The sequence below is a fragment of the Micromonospora sp. CMU55-4 genome, from assembly GCF_011602315.1.
Classification (GTDB): Bacteria; Actinomycetota; Actinomycetes; order Mycobacteriales; family Micromonosporaceae; genus Micromonospora; species Micromonospora chalcea.
In genome coordinates this window covers 293,647-315,039 of the sequence record NZ_JAAOLH010000006.1, presented here as the reverse complement: position 1 = coordinate 315,039, position 21,393 = coordinate 293,647, and the positions used below count along the sequence as shown (strand labels likewise).

The 21,393-nt window shown below is 66.2% G+C and carries 13 protein-coding genes and 1 pseudogene; 8 read left to right on the top strand and 6 right to left on the bottom strand.

Translation table 11 applies throughout. The features are described 5' to 3' along the window. Positions 1-49: 49 nt before the first annotated feature. Positions 50-298, bottom strand: a complete 249-nt coding sequence (locus tag HA073_RS13975; RefSeq protein ID WP_166456584.1) for a hypothetical protein — start codon at positions 296-298, stop codon at positions 50-52. 357 nt (positions 299-655) lie between these two features. On the opposite strand from HA073_RS13975, the gene HA073_RS13970 reads away from it, so the two are divergent. Continuing rightward, positions 656-1,069 carry a VWA-like domain-containing protein gene (locus tag HA073_RS13970; protein ID WP_205797182.1) on the top strand — a complete coding sequence of 138 codons (414 nt, stop codon included), beginning with the start codon at positions 656-658 and terminating at the stop codon, positions 1,067-1,069. Between the two features lie 540 nt (positions 1,070-1,609). Here the strand turns inward: HA073_RS13970 and HA073_RS13960 are convergent. The 4 genes from HA073_RS13960 to HA073_RS13945 form a co-directional block, all read right to left on the bottom strand. Beyond that, positions 1,610-3,892 carry a hypothetical protein gene (locus HA073_RS13960; protein ID WP_166456583.1) on the bottom strand — a complete coding sequence of 761 codons (2,283 nt, stop codon included), beginning with the start codon at positions 3,890-3,892 and terminating at the stop codon, positions 1,610-1,612. A 44-nt stretch (positions 3,893-3,936) separates the two neighbouring features. Further along, a complete protein-coding gene (locus HA073_RS13955; protein ID WP_166456582.1) occupies positions 3,937-4,809 on the bottom strand; it encodes a hypothetical protein in 873 nt (290 codons plus the stop codon). A gap of 117 nt (positions 4,810-4,926) precedes the next feature. Beyond that, complete coding sequence (locus HA073_RS13950) at positions 4,927-5,655, bottom strand: hypothetical protein (protein ID WP_166456581.1); 729 nt, start codon at positions 5,653-5,655, stop codon at positions 4,927-4,929. A gap of 399 nt (positions 5,656-6,054) precedes the next feature. Next, entirely contained in the window at positions 6,055-7,299 is a 1,245-nt protein-coding gene (locus HA073_RS13945; RefSeq protein ID WP_166456601.1) for an IS256 family transposase, read from the bottom strand. 376 nt (positions 7,300-7,675) lie between these two features. Here HA073_RS13945 and HA073_RS13940 point away from each other — a divergent pair, with 376 nt between their 5' ends. The 5 genes from HA073_RS13940 to HA073_RS13920 all read left to right on the top strand — a co-directional run bounded on the left by HA073_RS13940 (position 7,676) and on the right by HA073_RS13920 (position 16,502). After that, the gene (locus HA073_RS13940) at positions 7,676-9,676 is read left to right on the top strand and encodes a hypothetical protein (RefSeq protein ID WP_166456580.1); all 2,001 of its coding nucleotides are present in this window, start codon (positions 7,676-7,678) and stop codon (positions 9,674-9,676) included. An 83-nt stretch (positions 9,677-9,759) separates the two neighbouring features. Next, positions 9,760-11,268 (top strand): DUF3375 domain-containing protein, encoded by a 1,509-nt coding sequence (locus HA073_RS13935; protein ID WP_194803203.1) that lies wholly within the window; start codon positions 9,760-9,762, stop codon positions 11,266-11,268. Continuing rightward, positions 11,261-11,932 carry a DUF4194 domain-containing protein gene (locus HA073_RS13930; RefSeq protein ID WP_166456578.1) on the top strand — a complete coding sequence of 224 codons (672 nt, stop codon included), beginning with the start codon at positions 11,261-11,263 and terminating at the stop codon, positions 11,930-11,932. The genes HA073_RS13935 and HA073_RS13930 overlap by 8 nt, the downstream gene beginning before the upstream one ends. Before the next feature lie 2 nt (positions 11,933-11,934). Then, entirely contained in the window at positions 11,935-15,273 is a 3,339-nt protein-coding gene (locus tag HA073_RS13925) for an ATP-binding protein (RefSeq protein ID WP_205797302.1), read from the top strand. Next, a complete protein-coding gene (locus HA073_RS13920; protein WP_166456576.1) occupies positions 15,270-16,502 on the top strand; it encodes a Wadjet anti-phage system protein JetD domain-containing protein in 1,233 nt (410 codons plus the stop codon). Before HA073_RS13925 ends, HA073_RS13920 begins: the two co-directional genes overlap by 4 nt. Before the next feature lie 716 nt (positions 16,503-17,218). On the opposite strand, the gene HA073_RS30320 is transcribed toward HA073_RS13920, so the two are convergent. Continuing rightward, entirely contained in the window at positions 17,219-19,978 is a 2,760-nt protein-coding gene (locus HA073_RS30320; RefSeq protein WP_205797180.1) for a tetratricopeptide repeat protein, read from the bottom strand. Between the two features lie 634 nt (positions 19,979-20,612). Here HA073_RS30320 and HA073_RS13910 point away from each other — a divergent pair. Both HA073_RS13910 and HA073_RS13905 read left to right on the top strand, forming a co-directional pair. Further along, positions 20,613-21,014 carry an integrase core domain-containing protein gene (locus tag HA073_RS13910; protein ID WP_166456575.1) on the top strand — a complete coding sequence of 134 codons (402 nt, stop codon included), beginning with the start codon at positions 20,613-20,615 and terminating at the stop codon, positions 21,012-21,014. 159 nt (positions 21,015-21,173) lie between these two features. Beyond that, positions 21,174-21,266, top strand: a pseudogene (locus HA073_RS13905) (IS5/IS1182 family transposase); the annotation flags it as partial. Between the last annotated feature and the right edge of the window lie 127 nt (positions 21,267-21,393).

Genomic DNA, 21,393 nt, shown 5'->3' with positions numbered 1-21,393 from the left:
GCAACCGAGGGCGGCCAGAAACCGGTGGCCGCCCTCCTCGTCGGCGGGGTCAGCTGCGGAAGCCGTCGCCCCGGAGGAGGGTGCTGCCGGGCTCGCGTCGGGGCAGCGGCGGCGGCACCTCGCCGGCGGGTGCCGACGCGAGGATCGGCAGGTACCGGCGGAGGAAGTCGTCGACGCCGGGGATGGCGAGGACGCGGGTTACCGCGGCGGCGACGGCGAGGGCCTGAGCGACGAGCGGTACCGCCTCGATGTCGGCGGTGGCGGCGATGGTTGGCAGCATCGACAGCAGCGCGACCACGGCCGCGAAGGTGATGCCGCGAGCCGCTGAACCTGCCGCTGCCGTCGCTGTTGGACGTGATCTACGCCGGGTGGGTGGAGGGCGGCACCGAGAAGGACGTGGCGAAGTTTCGGGCGGCGTTGGAGACGCCGCCGGCCACAGCCGAGCTGGAGGGCCGCGAGGAGTGGTCCGACGAGGAGACTGACCAGAGTTTCGCTCGGGCGCTGGCGGCTCCAGCTGATCTCTCGGCTGGCTGCCGGCTTGTTTAGCTGAGGCTCTCCAGATCTCCCAGCTCATTTTTGGGGCTCTTGTGACGCATCTGTGGGTGGTTCGGTGCGTCGTCGATGGGGCACGCCGTTGTCCTGCCTAGGTTCTGGCTTGTCGAAGGTCAGAACTGGTGGGCAGGAGAACGACACCTCAGCCTCGGTCTCCAACCGCATGCTCGCCCAGGTCAAGGCCGAGATCAAACTGATCGTCAAGCACATGCGGGGCGAGAACGTACGGGTGTTCTCCTGCGACGTGGCCAGCACTTCGGCCCGGCGGGTGCGCCGCATCGAGGACATCGAGTTGGTCGGCGGCGGAGGCACCGACATGCGGGTCGGTCTCGCCGCCTCGGCCGCGCTGCGGCCCAGGGCCGACATCGTCATCGTGGCGACCGACGGTGACACGCCATGGGACGACATCCCGCCAGACAGAAACCCGCAAGCCCGCTACGTCACCCTGCTACTGGACGGCGACCGCGACACGGTTCCACCCTGGATGCGCAAGATCATCGTGGCGGAACCGGACTGACGGGACGCAATGCGTCGGCCACGGCGCGCGGGCTCTCCGCGTACCGCAACGTGCTCCGCTCGTTGCCAGTTCTGCAGGGGCTTGTGGACGCTCGCTGCATAGGTCCATGGCACGCGCGACGCGAAGCGACGCCGGACGACTGCAGCAGATCAGCACCCACTGGCTGCGTCAAACCACTTTGACGTGGGTGGAGAGAAACTACGCCATCACACGCGCCTACGCCGGCAGGCAGCGGTGGCGACGCCGGCACGACCGCCACCTACGTCGGCGCGACCATTCACGAGGTGGCCGCAGCGCTTGCGGCGCTGACCAGCGAACCGCATCCGCTTGCATGACTGGAGGCCGGAGCGGGTCCTGGCGGTGACGTTGGGCCCACTCCGGCCGGTGCACTGCCTATTGGACCTGATGAGCATCAGTGCAGGGCTAGCTCCGATGGACTGCCGTCGACGCGCTTGGCCGCCGCGGCGGCTGCTGGACGGACCGTTGAGCTTGCCGGCCGAAAACCGCGCCTCGAATCTCTGGCGTCGGCGCTAGAAATGATTACTTGCCTTCTGCAACGTCCTCGAACTCGTCACGGCCGTCTGGCAGCGTAAATCCTAGGACTGACCGTTCTGCAAGTCGGGGGGACTCCTGCGGCGGCTCGTAGTCACTCGCGGCCATCTCGATGCGTTCTGCCACGTATTGTTCTGCACCGTCGAGCATCGCAACAATTTGAAGGTCGTTCGCGAATTCCTGCCTGTAGGCGTCAATTGCTTCCTTGGCTTCCCGGTAGCGGTATTCCGGTTCGATGTCATCCGAGTAACCTTCGCCAGATATGTCAATCTCGTATTCAAGGTTCGGCAGGATCTCGTCACGGATGAGCTCAAGCAGGTCTTCACGCTCAGTTGGCGTGAAAAGGCGACAGACCGGCTCGTTCAACCACCCACTGTCGAGACCGTGGAGGGCAAGTTCTTGAAGTCGCTCGACCGCCTTCCTGCGGACAGCCTCGGGTAGTGCTCCTGCCTCCTGCATTCGGCCGAGGACCCGTGGCTCCCAGTGGGCGTCGATATATCCACCGAAGAGCGTCAAGCGATCGAGGCTCTGCTCGTGCTCGACTGCCCACCCGCGCAAAAAGGTTGGTGAGCACCTACTTAAAAGAAACTCAGCGAACGGGTTAGTAAAGGAATGGGTGGTATCGGTCGGGATGGAAACTCGTGGGATGACACGCTTGTACAGGCTGGCGGGTACACGCACGAGCGTGCCTCGTGCGGTTGCGCCGCCGCAGTCGACCTGCTGTAGAAGCTCATCGCCCTCAAGACCATCAAGAAATACGCTTACGGCGTTGACGTCCTCAGCAGTGACAGCGGCGAATCCCTCACGGATTGTAGGATGGCGGAATCGCCAGACCGGGTCGCCATGCGTGTCGACAGCCTGCTGCAGGAAGGTGGTGTCTAGTGTTGGGAAAGCGCGCAGGACATCGTGCTCAGTTACACCGAGCCGAAGCACGGCCTCGGCAAGCGCCGGTGTGAAGTGGACCGGCGCTGCGAGTTCGTCACCTGAGAGGTAGACGCACGCGAGTGCTGCACGGGCGCCTGGCTCCAGCTGGCGGAGGACATCGCTCAGGAACGCAACCGGGCGCTCGAAGTACCGGACAAGATCGTCCTCGGTCGCGAGACGGGCTCCGCGGGTGAAGGCCCGCCACGCGAGGCGCCGGGCGACTTCAGGTTGGAAACGTGCAACCGACGCGGCGTGTCGAAGATAAGGACGCCAGTGTTCGAGGACCTGCCGCGGTTGATCACCCGCACGAAGGTGGTTATAGAGAATCTGCCGCTTCTCCGCGGTCGTCAGGTCCGTGACGTCGATGACGACTTTGTGCTCGCGCAGCCGTGGATACGCGTACTCCTTTAAGTAGGGTCGAGCGTCGCGGTAGATGTAGTCGCGGCTCGTCAGAATCACCCGAGCACCTTGACCCACGGTCGTCATCACCTGATCCATCCGGCGCGACCAACCGTCCGTAAGTGCGGCGTCGTGGCGAATGCCGCCAAACGCGTCATCCACCCAGAATAGTTGCCGTTGTTCGTCCGGATCCCACGTGGCGACGAGTTCATCCGCTGAGTCGACTCGGCGGACTCCGCACCCCCAGTTATCAAGGGCGGCCATCGCGAGCGTCGCCGCGATTGTCGACTTGCCGCACGCAGGCTCGCCCAGCAATAGGACAAACCCGTGATCGGCCACCGCCGCCGCAGCACGCCGGTACGCTTCGGTTGGCACGAATGTAGCGAGGTCTGCCTCCAACCGGCTCAACAGCGCACGAGCCTGGCGCAGGCGCCGGTCATCGAGAATCTTGCCGAGGTCACCCAGCCCGTAAACGCGCGGTACATACCGTCGAAGGTCCGGGCGCTGGCTGATCTGCTGGCAGATCCATTTGCCGTCGAGGACGAGGCACTGCTGCACGCCATGCGTGCGGAGCTGCTCCTTCAGCCACGCCTCTGTCTGCCCCGTCACCGCGAGGTTGGTTAGGAGTAGGTAGGCGTCACACAAGCGCCGTGCATGCAGTCTCCTAACCTTGGCGACTTCGTCCCTGAGCATCGACGGCGTGAGCGTCCCAGAAGCCTGAACGCTGAACTTGCATTGGGCGACTGTCGCGACGCTTGGGCCGAGTCCCGACAGCCCGTGCGTCGCCTCAGTTGCCCAATGGCCATAGAAAGCGCCATCGCGGCCAGCATCGTTGCTGTCGGCGAATGTGTGAAATGTCTGGCCTAGAACTTGCTGCAAGATCACCGCACACAGGTCCTGGAAGGCGCGCCATCCTAGCTTGTGCAAGTCGTAGTCGAGGAGGCCCACCGTTCCATCATCCCCTACCGCCTGGGTCGCACCGCCGACGGCGGCTACTCGTCGACGGGGGCGGGTGTGCCGGCGGCGCGGCGGATGAGGTCGACCAGCAGGTTCCGGTTGGCGGGCAGGTCTGCCTCTGTGAGCCGGATCCGATAGCGCCCCCACCGGGCGTTGTAGGCGAGGACGTCAAGTCCGGAAGCGTCGAGCAGCTCCGACACGGTGTCGTTGCGGGGCATCCGGAACTCGACTATGGCGTGTTCACGGCGCGGGCGTACCTGTACGAAGTTGTCGGCGATCCCGTCCCGGGCCAGCCCGATGTAGTGGCGGTTGTACTTGAGTGACATCCCGGGCGTGACTCCGTTGACGAGGCCGAGGATGGTGTCGGCCAGTGTGACTGAGGATTGCGACCCACGGTTGATCCAGTAGGCGCGATCTGTGGCCTGGCCGGGCTCGTCCTCCTCGTCGGTCCCGAGGCGGGCCTGGCTCAGGACCGTTGTCGCGTTGAGGGTGAGGACGCCTCCGACGTCGAGAACCCGCATCTGGATCGCGATGAGCGGGATCGCCGCGTTGAACAGGCTGATCACGTTGAGGAATCGGCTGGTGATGTCCTCGGCGACAATCACGGCGACGTGCTCGTACTGCGGGTACCGCTTCCGTTCGATGTCCCAGTACTCGATGGTGCGAATGATGTGCGCCTCGTCCGTCGCCCCCAACTGTATTTCGACCTCGTAACGGGTCAGGGTCTCCGGGTCGTGCAGCAGCAGGTCCAAGCGTCCCGCACGGGGCTGCCGCCGTTCGACATCCTTGACGACCAGGTCACCGAGCCCGAGCAGGCTCGGGTCCTCGGCCAGCAGGCCCTGCAGCCACTTCTCGTTCAGTGCCGGATGTGTGCGCAGGTTAACCGTGACCGCCTTGCGGAACTCCACGGATCGACCTCCCTCGGTGGCTGCCCGATCGGCAGCGATCGAACCCAGATAATCATCGACGTACCGTTTCGATGGTCGCGGACCCTCAGGACGGGTGTTGGCTGATAAGCGCAGGGCTCAGCCGCCGGCGGCTCGTCGCTTCCGGTAGATCGCGCGGCCCCTTCTGAACATGGCCGCCTCAACTGCGTCGGGGCGCACCGGCGCATCTTCGGTGGACTCGTTCCTGGCGTGGTTGTGGGCGAAGTCGAGCCACCGCTGGTATTGGTCGCGATCCCACGGCCCCTGTTCGGGCAGGTCCCAGCCCTCGACCTTGTTCAGGGCTATCGCGACGAACTGGTCGAGGATCAGAGCCGTGCCAGCCTCCGCCTCGGGTCGGGCGTCAGCGGCATACAGGAGTTTCGTGTAGAACGATGGCCCGAGGTAGGGGGTGTGGCACTCGTTCCCGCGGGCCAGCACCTCGTACGCGTCTACCGGTCCGGTGCCTCGCAGGACGGCCAGCGCCTTGGCGAGCTTGTTCGTGATGGCATCTGGACTGTTCTTGACGAAGACTTGGGCTCGGCGGCCGACGAGGAATCCGAGGTCGCCTGTACCCCAGGCGTAGCAGCCGACCAGCAACCGCCCGATGTCGTCGGGCCGGTTGTTCGTGGCGGTGAGCAGGTCGCCGCGAGTGATGTGCCGGTACTGCCGCCCCCTCCTCGCGTCGGGCAGGTCGGAAAGCGACGACGTCCACGTCTCGCTGGGGACGCGTCGCTTCCGCCACATGGGTCGGAAGTCGAACCCGTGGCCGAGTACCTCGTCGCGAGTCCAGAACGGGTCGCCGCCGAGCCGGTCCCGCAGCTGTCCCACGGTCGCCTCCGGAGCAGGAGAAGTGGGCTCAGACTGTACCGGCGACGGGTGACACTCCGGCGGTTCCCCTCAGCAGGTGTCGACAGGACGCATGGCATTGACTTTGCCCATGTCGACAACGACACGGCCAGCCGCGGTATCGATGTGAGCTGACCACGCTGTGCGAGTGCGACGCGAACACACTCTCTCGTAGCTGTTCACCCCATCCGTAAAAACGGCCCAACCTGACTGGAACCAGGGGAGGAAGCCACTTATTGCTACATCGGGCGGTGCGGCCGGGGTCTTGCGGGCACGGAGCGGGACCGCACTGCACGACCTGTTCGTTGGGTGCGGCCGGTTCGCCCGGGGTCAAGTCCCGGGGAGTGGTGTTTTGCGGTTGGGCGTGATTCTTCGTTGTTGTTAGGCGCTGAGCGCTGGTAGGTCGTTGGTGTCGGTGTCCTCCTTCGTGTCGGTGGTGATGAGGGTGAGGCGGGATTTGGCGAGGATGTCGAGGCCGAGGTAGCGGCGGCCTTCGGTCCATTCGTCGTGCTGTTCGGCCAGGACGGCGCCGACGAGGCGGATCAGGGCGTGGCGGTCGGGGAGGATCCCGACGACGTCGGTGCGGCGGCGGATCTCGCGGTTGAGGCGTTCCTGCGGGTTGTTCGACCAGATCTGCCGCCAGATCTCTTTCGGGAAGCCGGTGAACGCCAGAACGTCGTCACGGGCGGCCTCCAGGTGGTCGGCGACGGCGGGCAGTTTGCCGGCGACGGTGTCGATGAGGCGGTCGTACTGGGCGTGCACGGACGCGGCGTCGGGTTGGTCGTAGACGCTGTGCAGCAACGTTTTGACCCACGGCCAGGACGCTTTCGGGGTGGCCGACATCAGGTTCGCCGCGTAGTGGGTGCGGCAGCGCTGCCACGTCGCGCCGGGCAGGGTCGCGCCGATCGCGTCGACCAGGCCGCGGTGTGCGTCGGAGGTCACCAGGCGCACCCCGGACAGGCCCCGGGCGGTCAGGTCCCGGAAGAACGCGAGCCAGCCGGCGCCGTCTTCGGCGCTGGTGACCTGCAGGCCGAGGATCTCCCTATGTCCGTCGGCGTTCACGCCGGTGGCGAGCAGGGCGTGGACGTTGACGACCCGGCCGCCCTCGCGGACCTTGAGCACGAGGGCGTCCGCGGCGACGAACGTGTACGGGCCTTGGTCGAGCGGGCGGCTACGGAACGATGCGACGTGTTCGTCGAGGTCGCGGGCCATGACGCTGACCTGCGACTTCGACAGGCGGGTGATGCCCAATGATTCGACCAGCTTGTCCATGCGCCGCGTGGACACGCCGAGCAGGTAACACGTCGCCACGACCGACGTCAGTGCCGCCTCGGCCCGCTTGCGGCGCTCCAGGAGCCAATCCGGGAAGTACGAGCCTGAGCGCAGCTTCGGGATCGCGATATCGAGGGTGCCGGCGCGGGTGTCGAAGTCGCGGTGCCGGTAGCCGTTGCGGGTGTTGACCCGGTCGGGGGAGCTGGTGCCGTAGTCCGCGCCGCAGATCGCGTCGGCTTCGGCGGACATCAACGTGTCGACGAACGTGGTCAACAACGAGCGCAGCAGGTCCGGTGACGCCGCGGCGAGGTGGTCGTGCAGGAAGCGGGCAGGGTCGATACTGGGATTGGCCATCGCGTGGAACTCCTCGAACTTGAGCGGGAACTCAGATCGAAGAATCACGCGGTGGCCACCTCACGTCTACGCCATGCCCGCCTCAACGGGCCTGCCGCACACCACTCTGCTGGACGCAACTGCCGGATTCCGATGACAATTGTGCTGACCGAGGATGGGCTGCCGCAGGTGCGGTCCGTACGCATGCGGTAAGGCGTGCAGGGACCGGTGGTCGGGGCACCTGAACAGTAGGAGCACGAGCGCCTCGAGAAGTCCAGTTCACGGCCTTGCCGTCGCGGGAATCGTGCATCTCTGCGGGCATGTCAGGTGGGTGGTCGTATACCGCTGGCCCGCACGCGGACGGGGCGAGTCCGGGTGTTGTGGCTACGGTAGGCCCGTGGCAGAACGACTCACCGGCGCTGAGTTCATCGCCCGAGCCCGCGAAAAGCACGGCGACAGGTACGACTACTCGTTCGTCCAGTACGTCAACAGCCAAGCCAAGGTGACGATTATCTGCCAGGAGCACGGCGAGTTCCAACAGGCGCCGGCGAAGCATCTTCACGGGCAGGGGTGCGGCTCCTGCGGAGGCCGGGTCCGGCTGACCACCCAGCGCTTCATTAACAGGTCTCGCCGGGCTCACGGCGATCGGTACGACTACTCACTGGCCGAGTACGTCAACAATCGCAACCCAGTGACGATCTTCTGCGGCGATCATGGGCGATTTCAGCAGCGACCAGAAGCTCACATGGCCGGCGGGGGTTGCCCGCGATGTGCCGACCGGGAACGTGGCCTGGCCCGAACAGGCACGACGGCTGCCTTCCTCGCCGCGGCCGCTGAGGTGCACGGCGACCGGTACGGGTACACCGAGGTGCGATACGTCAACAGCGAGACCAAGGTAACGATCATCTGCGCTGAGCATGGCCCGTTCGAGCAGTTGCCCGGCAGCCATCTCCGCGGTGTCGGCTGTCCGGCGTGCGGCACCGTGCAGCGAGCCCAGCGGCTCACCAGCTCGACGGAGGAGTTCGTTCTGAAGGCACGGGCAGTCCACGGCGAAGCCTACGACTACTCGCGGGTCGAGTACGTCAAGGCGCGGCTCAAGGTCACGATCGGCTGTCCAGCCCACGGTGATTTTCAACAGACCCCGAACAGTCACCTCAGTGGCGGTGGTTGCCCCAGCTGCGCGCAGGAGGCCATCACCCGCGCGCAGACCGACACCGCCGAGTCCTTCATAAAGAAGGCGCTTCATGTACACGGAGAGCGGTATGACTACTCGCAGGTCGAGTATCTGCACAGCCAGATCAAGGTCACGATCCGCTGTCGCGAGCATGGTCCGTTCCCACAAGTCCCCTCAAGCCATCTGATCGGCTCCGGTTGCCCGAGGTGCGCGCACCGGGCGGTTGGAACGGCAAACGCGGACACGACGGCATCCTTCGTCGAGAAGGCGCAGCGTGTCCACGGTGAAAGGTACGACTACACCCAGGTCGAATACGTGCGCAGCCAGGTGGAGGTCACGATCGTCTGCCCTGAGCACGGTCCGTTCCGCCAGGTGCCCAACTCGCATCTGAGCGGTCGGGGCTGCCCCGAGTGCGGTCTCCGGAGCATCTCGCTGGCGCGGGCCGGGAACCTCGACTCGTTCCTCGACAGGGCCTTTGTCGTCCATGGCAGCCGGTTCGACTACTCACGGGTCACGTTCGCCGGCTCGCACATCAAGGTGGCGATCCTGTGCCGCGACCACGGCGAGTTCAGGCAGACGCCGGCCAGCCACCTCAACGGGAGTGGCTGCCCGTCCTGCGCCACCGAAGCGCGCCGAATCGCGATCGCTGGCACGTCTGACCTGTTCGTCGCCCGTGCCGAGTTCGTTCACGGCGACACGTACGACTACTCCGGCGTCGAGTACCGCAACGCGATGACACCGGTCGTCATCATCTGCCGTCGGCACGGCCCGTTCACGCAGATCCCACCTGTGCATTTGGGTGGGAGTGGTTGCCGCCGATGCTCGACCTCGAAGGGTGAGATCGCAGTCGCTCGCCTCCTCACCAGACTAGGGCTGGAGTACGAGCACCAGTGGCGGGACCACGACTGCCGGGACTTGAGAGTCCTCGCCTTCGATTTCGCGCTCATCGGACACCGCATGTTGATTGAGTTCGATGGGCCGCAGCACCGCCAGCCGGTCCGCTGGGGCTCGATGTCGCAGGCGGAGGCCGTCGCGCTGTTCGATGGCGTACTGCGTCGGGACCGGATCAAGGACGACTGGGCGGTGGCCAGCGGCTGGAGGATGCTGCGCCTGACGGATGCCACCACCGTCGAGCAGGACCTGACCGCCGCCTTGGTCGCTGGCGGACTCCTGGTCACCCAGTCAGCCGGCAACCCCGCTGATGAACCGCCCCGGATCTTGTAGAGACCAGGGCGTACCACGAAGGTCGTAGGCTATCGATCGCGAGGGGCTGACTGTGTCGTACCCGCCTCGTACGCTTCGTGTCGATGGTTATGCGAGGTGTAGAAGGTGCTTACCAAGGTGCGCTCCGGGCGTTCCAGAATCCGATGCTTGCCTTGCTTCATCAGACGCACGCGCCGTTCGTGGTGACGGTGTTGGCGATGGTCTTCACGGCGGAGCGGCCGACGGTTGCGGTGGCGGATGCGCATGCGGAGATCAACGACGCCCTTGACCAGCTACGGGCTGCCGGCTATGGCGACGAGGATAACCAGCCGCTGCCTAGTGGAAATTCGCGGGACTTGTGCAGGCAGTGGGTGCAGGCGGGGTGGTTGGTGCGGCAGGTGTCCGACGCCGGTGTCGAGGTGTACCGACTGTCGGCGTACGGTGTCGGTGCACTGGAGATCGCTGGGCGTGTCGGCGGGGCGCGGACCAGGGTGTCGCAGTCGCGGGTCAGGACGCTGTTGGAGGCGATCGAGCGGCTTGCGCAGGAAGCCGATCCGGACCTGATGACCCGGCTGGCGCGCTTGCACGAGGAGATCCAGCAGCGGCAGAAGGAGCTGGCTCGACTCGAAAAGGGTGGTGCCGTCGAGACAGTCGAGGACGAGCAGCTGCTTGAGGCCGCCGAGAATGTGCTGCACTTGGCGCGGGAGCTGCCTGCGGACTTTGCCCGCGTGGCAGAGTCGATCAAAGCTATCCAGCGTGACGTGGTCGCCGAATTGCGGCACGATGTGCGGCCGACCGGGGAGGTGCTGCGTGAGTACCTGGCCCGCGGCCAACGGATCTTGGATGCGACACCGGAAGGCCGCGCGTTCGCGGGGGCGTTGCGCCTGATCGGCGACCCGGCGCAAATCGATGACCTGTGGGGCCAGTTGCGGAGGGTGCTGAGGCACCGGTTCACTGAGCTGTTGCCGGAGCAACAGCGGCGGGAGCTCGCCGAGATTTCGCGGCGCATCGAGCAGGGCGTCAAGGAGGTGCTGGCCGCCCAACGGCAGGCATCTCATGTGATCACCACGCAGGTCCGCAACCACGACCCGATGCGCGACCGTCAGGTGGATGAACTGTTGAGGGATGTGATGTCGGGCCTGCACAAGTGGGTTCCCAGTTCACGCCGTGGAGAGGTCGTCGAGCCGTTGCGTCGCCTGCCGGTGGCCGATGTCGGGCACTTGCGTCAGCGGATGAGTGATCCGCGACCACCGGAGCCACCTGCGCCGTTGCGGGACTGGGCCGAGGAGGAGGCCGAGGACTTACCGGCGGCGGACACTCGGGCATGGGGTGGCCCTCGGTACACCGAGTTGCGGGCGCACCTGGCAGCGTTCGCGGGCGGTGCGGCGAACGTGGATGTGCTGGCGGCATTCCGGGCAGCGGCCGAGGATCTCCAGCGGCCGGTCGATTTGCTAGGCCTACTGGAGATTGCACATGACGCCGGGATGACCGAGACATCCGAGATGGCGGTGGTTGACACGGTCCGGCCCGACCAGACCCGGCGACGGTTCGCCCTCGGCAGTGTGGTGGCGGCGAACCCGGCGGGCGTAGAGGGGAGCGGTGGTGATGAGTGACCCGGACGGCGTCGACGACGGCTGGCCGATGGGCACGGTGGCCGGGTTCATCGACCCCGTTTCGATGGAGGAAGATCCGACCGAGCTGTTCGCTGGCGATGCGGGAACGTTGGACGCAGAGGTGCGCCGTGTGCTGGTCCAATTATTGCGGCGCAAGTTCCTGCTTGCCGAAAAGAATCCCGCGCAATGGCGCACGTTGCTGGAGAACCAACAGATCATCGAATCGCGCATGCATGACCTGTTCGTTCGCCTCGTGGTCGACCACGACCGAGGCGTGGCGTACAAGCAGCAGGTGCGCTCAGTCGAGCTTGACGTGCCGATCCTCCTCAAGGACGACCCCTACACCCGGGCCGAGACTCTGGTCCTGATCCACCTGCGGACCGTCTTCCAGCGGGAACGCGGTACGGGCGAGATGTCCGCGAGGGTGGACATCGAGGAACTTGAGCAGACCGTGCTGACCTACTTCGATCCGCACGACCATAACTTGGCCCGGCGCCAACAGGAGGTGCGCAACGCCGTGCAGCGGTTGGTCCCCGAAGGGTTGCTCGCGGAGGAGTCCGCAGGCCGGTATCGGATCACCCCGCTGGTGGAGGTTGTGCTGAGCACGGAAAAGCTCGCCGAACTGGACCAGTGGCTACGCGAACGGAATGAGGCCACAGCGTGAGCATGATCGACACGCTGTTCGGGTTGATCCCGGCAGCCTCGCGGGGTCAGCAGTGGGTGGCGCGTGACCTGCAATTGGTCAACTGGGGCGGTTACGACGGATATCACCACCTGCGAATCGCGCCTGGCGCTACCTTGCTCAGTGGAGGTTCCGGGTCGGGTAAGTCGACACTGATGGACTCGTACATCGCGTTGCTCATGCCGCATACGACTCCGTTCAACGGGGCGTCCAACGGTGGAGTGGTCGGTAGGCCCCGGGGCAGGGACCAGCGCAATATCCTCTCCTACGCGCGCGGTAAGCTCGACGAGTCCCGGACCGACGGCGAGACGAAGGTGCGGGTGCTGCGCGGCGACGGCCGGGATACGTGGTCCGCCATCGCGATGACGTGGGTCGACCACACCGGTGCCGAGTTCACCGCGCTGCGGGCCTGGTATGTGCCGTCTTCCGCTCGGAGCTTGGACGACGTCGTGGCGGTACGCGCCATGTGTGACCACGGTTATCAACTACGCATGCTGGAAGGCCCGGCGAGCAAACAGCTCGCCCGCGCCGAGGTCGTGGCCACTGGCTTGAGCTGGTGTGACACTGACCGGGATTTCACCGCGCGTCTGCACACTACCCTCGGTATCGGCACCGCCGGCGACGGGCACAAGGCGGTCGCGCTGCTAGGACGGATTCAGGCTGGCCAACAGATCACGACGGTCGATGCCCTTTACAAGACGATGGTGCTTGAGGAGCCGTCCACGCTGGCCACTGCTGATGCGGTGGTACAGCAGTTCGATGAACTTTCCGGCACCCGGGCGCGGATGATCATAGCCCGACAGCAGGTGAAGGCATTGACTCCGATCCGCGACCACCGGGCCACCATCGAGAACGCGGTGAACCAGCTGCGCCTGATCGACGAGGTCGGATCGTTCACCGAGGCGTCGACCCCTGCCGCATTGTGGCGTCATCAACGCCGGCTGGACCTGTTGCGCTCGGCTGAGCATGATCTGGCTCAGCGGCACCGCCGAGCCCAGGAGGAAGTGTCCGAGACCAGCGCCCTGGTCGCCGCGGCCGAAGTGCAGCGAGATGGGCTGGTGGAAACCCTTCGTGCCTCCGGTGGTGACCGCCTCGAGACGGCGCTGCGGGAGATCCGCGCCGTGGAGCAGCGGCTGGGCGATGTTGAACGGTCACGGGAGCGCCTGGACCGGGCGCTTGCCGTCATCGGCGTCACCGTGTCGACCGGTGAGGACTTCGCGGCACTGGTCGAGACGGCGTATCGGTTTCTCGCCGACAATGACGCCCGGAAGACGGCGCAGAACCAGTTCGCTGAGGCGGTGGCGGAGAAGAAGGACGCCGAACGAGAGCTGACCACGCTGCGCTCCGAGCACAAGGCGGTCAAGACCCGTCGGGGCAATATCCCGACTGAGCTGCACGCGGCTCGCGCGCTGTTGGCCGAGGCGGCCGGACTCAAACCAGATGACCTGCCGTTCGTCGGCGAGCTGATCGAGGTGCGGACGGAGTTCGAGCCGTGGCGCGAGGCGTTCAACCTGGCGCTCGGCGGATTCGCTACGCGGATGCTGATCGACATCGGCAGATTGAACTCGTTCCGCGAGGCGATCAACGCGGTGCCAACCGCTCGACGGCTTCAGTTCGAGGGCGTGCGTACCGGCTTGCGTGATGAGGTCGGGCTGGACGCAAAGACACTGCCCGGCAGACTCGACTACCGACCCTCGCCGTTCACCGCCTGGCTCAAGAGCGAGATCGCCCGCCGGTTCGACTTCGTCTGCGTCGAGACGCCCAGGCTGCTCCCGCAGTACCCCAAGGCCCTTACGATCACCGGCCAAACCTCGGAAGGCGGGCGGGGCGCGCACGGCGGTCACGGCCGGGCCAACGTTCTCGGTTTTACGAACAGCAGGCTGCTTGCCGACCTCGAGCACCGCATCGGCTTTGTCCAGAAACGCCTCGACGATGCTCTTGACCGAGCATTCAGGCAGGAGGAAAATCTCAACTCATTCGAAGCCAGACGCACGAACTACCAGACTCTGACCGAGTTGTCCTGGGACCAGGTGGACCTCGATGCGGTCCGAGCGGAACAGGACCGCTGGAACCGCGTCGCCGACGAAATCCGGGCGGGCAACCCACGGATCGATCAGCTCCAGCGCCAGGTCGACGGCCTCAAGGAGCGGGTCAGGGAACTGACCGAACGCGTCGGCCGGCAAAAGGAGAACCTGAAGAAGCTCGGGGAGTCGTGGAGGTCGACCGTCGACGAGGTGGACCGCGCCCAGCTCGCGCTCGACACGGCCACGGAATCAGGCGTCGATGTCCCTGAGGAACACCGGGAGTACCTGGAGACGCTGTTCGGCAGCGAAGCAACCGCCACCACCCCGGACGGGGCGCTTGCCGAGTTCGACGCCGCGATGAAACGGGCCACAGAACGGATCCGCGCCGACCGACAGTCGGCAACGGAGACGATCGGGCGATCACGGAAGGCGCTGCTCGACACGTTCTCGACGTTCCTCGAACGCTGGCCGAACCCGAACCTCGGCATCGACCCGGACGGCTCCTATCGCGACTTCGACCGTCTGCTCACCGACCTAGAGACCAGTGGCCTGCACGAACTGGAGACCGAGTGGCGCGACAGTCTGCTCAAGCTGTCCGGTAACGACCTGACTGGCCTGGACAGCGAACTGGCCGCCGCGATCCGCGAGATCCGCGACCGGATCGACCCAGTCAACCACATCCTCGCCGAACTGCCGTTCTCCGACGACGAACACCGGCTGCGTATCGACCCGCAGGAGAGCCACTCCGCGGTGCGCGCCCGGTTCCGCAAAGAGCTGCGCGACGTACGCGCCTTCATCGACCAGGCGGCAACCGACGACGACCGGGAACGCGCCTATCACCGGATGGCCAAGGTGATCGACCGCATCCGGCGCACCGCGCCCGATTTCGCCGACCTCGTCGACGTACGCAATCACGTTCGGATCAGCGCCGAGAAGTGCGACCTCGAGGGTAGGCATGTCGCCGTGTACGACCACATCGGCGAGAAGTCCGGCGGCGAGTCGCAAGAGCTGGTCGCGTTCATCGTCGGGGCCGCCTTGCGGTACCAGCTCGGCGACGCGGGCGCCGCCCGCCCCCGCTACGCCCCCGTCTTCCTCGACGAGGCACTGATCAAGGCGGACGCGCACTTCACCGGCCGGGCCATCGGCGCCTGGCGCGGCCTGGGCTTCCAACTCATCATCGGCGCCCCCAATGACAAGCACAGCGCGATCGAACCACACGTCGACGCGGAGTACCTGATCCTCAAAAACTCTCAGGGCCGATCTTGGGCGAAGCCACTGGTCGGTGTTCCGGACGCATGAGCGCACTCGTCATCCCGCAGGACGCCATCGCGGCCATGCGCCGCAAGATTGATCAGAAGTGGCCCGAAGCCGTAGGCGCGGAGCTCGGCGTCGGCGACCACGTCGTCTTCTCCGTTCCGCTGCGCCCCGGCGTGACGTCCGGCAAGGCCGTCGAGCAGCTCGGGCACGCAGCCTGGCACCAGTGGCACATGCAGTGGCGTGACTTCTCCGACCAACTGCCCACCGGCGTGGGGCTCGTTCGCAAACCGGTGACGATCCGAGGAGTCGCCGGCGACTTCCCCGCCACGCTCGTCGCCGACCTGGACGGCGCCAACAGGCTCACCACCGACACCCACACCGGTGCTGAATCACCGAGCGTCGACCTCGGCCGCGCCCGCGCGCTCGCTCGGGCGCTGCGATCAGCCGGCGCGACCCTCACCCCGGCTACCCTCCGAGCCGTCTACCGTCTCCAAGACGCCGACGTCGAGGTGCTGATCAACGCGGTGACCTGGCTACACCAGCACCCCGACGCCAGCACCTGGACCCTACGGCAACTACCGGTGCCCGGTATGCACACCAAATGGCTCGGCACCCACGGCGCCCTGCTGCGCGACGTCGCCGGACGCGATGTCCGCGACGAAGTTCGGCCCCGGCTCACCGTCATGCACCTCACCTACGTCGACCCTCACCACGCCGCATCGGGCCGACGCCGGCACGACGCCTGGACTACCGGCGACGTGCACGAGATCGCCTACCAGCCGCGTGTCGTCCTCGTCGTAGAAAACCGCGATTCCCGCCTCTGGTTCCCGCCCGTCAGCGACACGATCGTCGTCGAGGGCGGCGGCAAGGCCGCAGCAGCCTTACTAGCGAACGTGCCCTGGATCCGCGCCGCAGATCACGTCATCTACTGGGGCGACATCGACGCGGACGGGTACGCGATCCTCGACCAGTTCCGCGCCACCCTCGCACAGCCGGCACCAGACGGTGCACCAGCAAAACGCGTCACGTCCATCCTCATGGAAGCGACCGACCTCCACCGCTACTCCCAACATGGCGTCAACCATGACAAGGCTGGCCGCCCCATCAAGCCCTCACCCGAGCCTTTGCCGCACCTGACCGACGCCGAAACCACCGCCTACAACACCATCGCAACCGCGGGCCCCACCCCGTTCCGCCGGATCGAGCAAGAAGCCATTCCCCTCACCCACGCCGCTGCCCGACTGCTGCAGATCTTGGAAGAACGCCGGTGAAGCGCCCACGATTCTCGCCTGCCGGCCGTCGAGGGCGGTCATGGCAAGCTTCGGGTGGCTGCGGCCCGTGACAGCCCCGAGCCCACAGCGCGGGTGGGATTGCTACCCAACGATCGAAATGACGCCGACGATGCGCAGCCCGAGTTAGGTATCGACTCATGTCAATCAACCGACATGTACCCCCATGCCTGCGGCAGGCGGGTCCCGATGGATGGGGGATCGTCGTTCTCTTGGCGACGGGAGACCTCGATGGTAGGGCGGCGGGCGCGGTCGGACCCTGGCGACGTCCTGTCGGTCTGCCCCCCCGTTTACCCCCCGAAAACCCCCACCTGCAGTTGACAACCAGTGACAAGAGGCGATCGGTCTCTGACCGTGTCTGTGCAGCTCAGCGCTTATTTCTGACGGCCAATGACAAGGTCGGGGTAGCTACGGACGGTAACAAGGGGTCGTCGGTTCGAATCCGGCCGTCCCGACAGGATGAAGTGGCAGGTCAGAGGGCTCGTCCGAAATATCGGGCTGGCCTTTCCGGCTTTCTGGGGACCACTTCGGTCAAGTGCGCCTTCTAGTAGCGCTCCTTGACCGCCGGTCAAGTCTCAAGCGTCCAGCCGGCATGCCTGCCGAGTCGTTCGCTAACTGGATCAAGGAGCGGCGCGAGCGCGGTGCCGCTCGCGGTCTGCCCTGCAGGCGGCCTTCGGCCGTCCTCGGCGCCCGCAGCGCTACATGCTGTCGTCCCGAAGTCGGTAAGCGGCGGCGAGGTTGTTCCGCGACGTCAGCGTGTTCGGGTGCTCGTCACCCAGCACCCGCTCACGCGCGGCCAGCGTCGCCTCGTACAACGGGATCGCCTCACCCAACCGTCCCGCCGATTGATAGGCGTAGGCGAGGTTGTTCCGCGACGTCAGCGTGTCCGGATGCTCGTCACCCAGCACCCGCTCACGCACGGCCAGCGTCGCCTCGTACAACGGGATCGCCTCACCCAACCGTCCCGCCGCTTGATAGGCGTAGGCGAGGTTGTTCCGCGACGTCAGCGTGTCCGGATGCTCGTCACCCAGCACCCGCTCACGCGCGGCCAGCGTCGCCTCGTACAACGGGATCGCCTCACCCAACCGTCCCGCCGATTGATAGGCGTAGGCGAGGTTGTTCCGCGACATCAGCGGGTCCGGATGCTCGTCACCCAGCACCCGCTCACGCACGGCCAGCGTCGCCTCGTACAACGGGATCGCCTCACCCAACCGCCCCGCCGCGTCGTAGGCGACGGCCAGGTTGTTCCGCGACATCAGCGTGTCCGGATGCTCGTCACCCAGCACCCGCTCACGCACGGCCAGCGTCGCCTCGTACAACGGGATCGCCTCACCCAACCGCCCCGCCGCTCGATAGGCGACGGCCAGGTTGTTCCGCGACGTCAGCGTGTTCGGGTGCTCGGCACCCAGCACCCGCTCATACGCGGCCAGCGTCGCCTCGTACAACGGGATCGCCTCACCCAACCGTCCCGCCGCTTGATAGGCGGCGGCGAGGTTGTTCCGCGACGTCAGCGTGTCCGGATGCTCGTCACCCAGCACCCGCTCACGCACGGCCAGCGTCGCCTCGTACAACGGGATCGCCTCACCCAACCGTCCCGCCGATTGATAGGCGTAGGCGAGGTTGTTCCGCGACATCAGCGTGTCCGGATGCTCGTCACCCAGCACCCGCTCACACGCGGCCAGCGTCGCCTCGTACAACGGGATCGCCTCACCCAACCGTCCCGCCGCTCGATAGGCGGCGGCGAGGTTGTTCCGCGACGTCAGCGTGTCCGGATGCTCGGCACCCAGTCCTGCGACGGCAGCGGCGATGACGTCTTCGCCTTGGTCGATAGCCCCCGGATACGACCCTTGAGCGGTGTAGTGGTACGTCACGCCATTGTTGACACCGACCACGCGAGCGCCCAGGTCCTCGCTCATCTCGGCGATCACACCGAGCACTACTCTCGCGTGCGGGGCGAGCACCTGCCACCCCTTCCAGTCGGCAGGATCAGCCGGATTCAACCGCGCGCTCGTGGCCGCGACCAGGCTGGCCGCCGCGGCGATCAGCGTCGGTCGTTGCCCGTCGCGCGCCGCCCGCCAGCGGCACACCTCGGCCACCAGCGGATGCACCATCAGCCCATCACCAGAATCGTCCACTCCGACCGGCGCACCGTCGACAAGGCCCACCGCCCGCAGTCCAGCCAGCCCGGCCGCCATCTCCGCACGACCCTCATCCCCATCGGGAAGCAGCCCTGCTTCCGACAACACGGACGGGTCCAGCATCGGCACCGGCACCACCGAGCCCGGCCCCAGAAACGACAACACGCGCAACAGAGCGCGCGCCCTTACCCGACCCTGCCGCTCTAGGGCGTCCAACGAGATCTCCCACGTCGACATGATCAGCCGACGCGGATCCTGCTCCCCCCACCCCGGCGCACCCTCATCCACCACTCTCAGCGAGCGATCCGTCAACAGACGCAGGTAGTCCTCCAGCCCTACCTCGGCCATGCCCGAACCCAGATATGACCCTGCCAGGTGCACTGCCAACGGCAGCCGGCCCAACCGATTCGCCACCGTCGTCGCCGCCTCAATCAGGTTCGGCTCGTCCGTACGGCCTATCCGGTCCAGCAGCATCAACGCCGCCGCGCGCTGGTCCAACTCACTCAGCGGAAACCACCCTGCCCGATGCCCCCACACCGCCCGATCAGTCACTCGGGTGGTCACCACGACGACGCCGGTGCCGGCAGACCTCAACCAACCGCTACCACCGGCCACACTCGTACCGCCCGGGGCCAACACTTCAGGCGCGTCGGCATTGTCAATGACCAACAACCACCGGCCGGACAGTCGACTCAGCCGACCCCACACCACCCCCGCTAACGCCAGATCCGAATCGGCGTCCTTTATCTCATCTGCCGGCGCCCCCGCCTCCCGCGCCAAGGCCGACATGCCGGCCACCAATGTCGCCCTGTCCATCGCAGACACCCACCACACCCGCCAGCCAGACGCCTGGGCCTCCCGCGCGGCCGCCAACGCCACCGTGGTCTTCCCGCAACCACCCATCCCCACCAAGACCCGAACCTGCGGCGAATAGACAGCAGTCGGCGCCAGGAGGTCACTGACTACACTGTCGCGTCCCCGGACGACCACCGGCAGCTCCCCCAGCGGCGCATCCACCACACCAGCACCGCTAGGTAGGCCAACATCATCTGGGGCCGGCGATACGTCGACAACGGAATCGGCCACAAGTGAAGAGCCAGCGCTACGAGCATCGCGCTCGCGCTGCACCAACACCACCATGACGCTCAACATCGCCAGTACCACCGTCAGGACCAACACCGAAGGGAACGGATAGTCCTGGATCACGTACAGGCCCCACGGCCAGCGCCGCTCATCACTGCTCGCCGCGTTGACTGCCAACGCCACCACTGTGGTCACGACCGCCACCAAAACCAGCACCAGAACGAACAACAGGGCCACAAACCACCGCGACCACGGCTGACCCCGAAAGCTCACTGTCACTCCCCGACACGACCAAATCACCAAAAGCCGACCGCTCATTGAACCGCATCTCTGAGCAACGACCCATCCGCCAGCAGACCCAGCGAAACCCGCCCAACGGCCGACCACCACAAGCCAGACGTTGCCACGCCGCATCGCGGCTTGCCGCTGTCTACTGGAGTGCGTGCGCGGAGAGCCGGCGACACGGCTTACCGCCCTCAGCCCGAGAAGCCGGGGGCGGTCAGCCGCTCAGCGTCCAGGGACCAGGCGGGGACCACACGGCCTGCGCGATGGCGCGCGGCACGACGTTGACCGCACGCCCTGATCTTGGGGTTAGCGTGCGTGACGTGCGTGGACGTGTGGCGAATCGTCCTGGGGGTCAAGGGGTCGTCGGTTCGAATCCGGCCGTCCCGACAGTAAACAAGCAGGTCAGGGCCTTGATTCACTTTGGTGGGTCGAGGCCTTCTTGCTGTTTCGTCTCACAATTCATCACGTACGCGCGTACTGCTGAATTTCGTGTCACGGGAGTCGGCCGAACAGGCCCGATTCCAGGTGCTCAGCGGCGACCTTGAGGTGGCTGTTGTCCGGGTGGACGTAGACTCGCTTGGCCAGCGTGCCGCCGTCCGCGTGGCCCGGCCTGGTCGTCGCCGCGTTGAACAAGGCCGCCGTCACCCGCGGCGGCGATGTCACCGGAGTGATCTTCCACAGCGACAGGGACAGCGAATACTGCTCGGCCGACTTCGCCCGGGTGTGCGCCCGCTGGAAGGTACGCCAGTCGATGGGCCGGGTCGGCTCGTGCTTCGACAACGCCGTCGCCGAGGCCACCTTCTCCACCATCAAGGTCGAGTACGTCCACCGTCACCAGTTCCGCACCCGTACGGAAGCCCGGCTGAAGATCGCCACCTGGATCACCGACCTCTACAACTGGCGCCGCCGCCACTCCGTCTGCGGCGGACACTCGCCCATCGACTACGAACGCCCAGAGACCCTCGCCCTGCAGGCCCAGGCCGCATAACGGAGCCCTCCACGGTTCCAGCTAGAGGGCGGAGATTGAGCTGGGAGCTCGTTCTTGCCGAGCTAGCGCGCGTATCACGTTCAAGGAGCCGTGTCGCCAGGCCGCGAGGCTGATCAGCAGCTGGATTGTCGCTTCAGTCGCTGTCTGCCGAGGGCGGCCCGTCTACTGCCCCTGGTCGACGAGATCCCGCCGATCAAAGGCATCCGCGGCCGACCCGGACAGCGACCGAAACGCATCTACGCCGACCCTGGCTAACGGCGACCGCGGCGGACGGGCTCGGCCTGAGCTGGCGCCAGGTTGATGCCCGGGCGCGGTGGTGGCGGGTCGCCGGCTGAGCGCGATAGACGCTCACCTCGAGCTCTCGCCCGATATACGGCCG